This is a genomic window from Niallia sp. MER 6, from assembly GCF_023714395.1.
GTDB lineage: Bacteria > Bacillota > Bacilli > Bacillales > Cytobacillaceae > Niallia.
Genome location: NZ_JAMAUK010000104.1, coordinates 1 through 749 on the forward strand (window position 1 = coordinate 1; position 749 = coordinate 749).

General features: G+C 36.3%; 1 pseudogene. It reads left to right on the plus strand.

The annotated features are described in order from the left end of the window. Positions 1–408 precede the first annotated feature (408 nt). A pseudogene (locus M3600_RS28425) lies at positions 409–749 on the plus strand (hypothetical protein); the annotation flags it as partial.

The window sequence follows — 749 nt, forward strand, 5'->3', positions numbered from 1 at the left end:
TGATGTTTATATAGAAATACTTTATAGTTATTAAAGTATTTCAAAACTTAGTGAACCAAAGGAATATACAACTAAATAACGCCTCAAAGCTTGTTATAGATAGGTTTGGCAAGGGTGCGTTCGACACAAGAACGGGTATCGTTCTAGTTGAACAGGAAAAAGAAATTACATGAACAGATATTGAAATATTAGACATTCTAATAGAACGCATTAGAACGGAAGAAGAATTTAACAGAGAACTGGTGCAAAGGTTAGATAAACAACAAAGATACATGGATACAAACCAGGGATAGGACACTTATAAAATTCAATACCCCGCGCTTAATTGTCCTTATCCGTGGTTTTTTTGCAGGATATAATGAACTTTGGTAGAACGTATAAAAGAACGCTACTAGGAGGCGATATTATATGGATGATATACATGAAAAAGCCTATTCAACAAAGGATTTAAGTCTTGCGCTGGCTATTGGCGATAGTACACTTAGGAAGTGGTGCCTGGCACTCGAGAAGAACGGGTACAGTTTTATAAGGAACGAGCAAAAGAACAGGGTATTCATAGAAAGCGATATTGTCATTTTAAAACATTTCCAAGGCTTGGTTAAACAACATAATATGCAACTTGATAACGCCTCAAAGCTTGTTATAGATAGGTTTGGCAAGGGTGCGTTCGACACGAGAACGGATGTCGTTCTGGTCGAACAGGAAAAAGAAATTACACAATCAGATAGTGAAATTTTAACCACTCTACT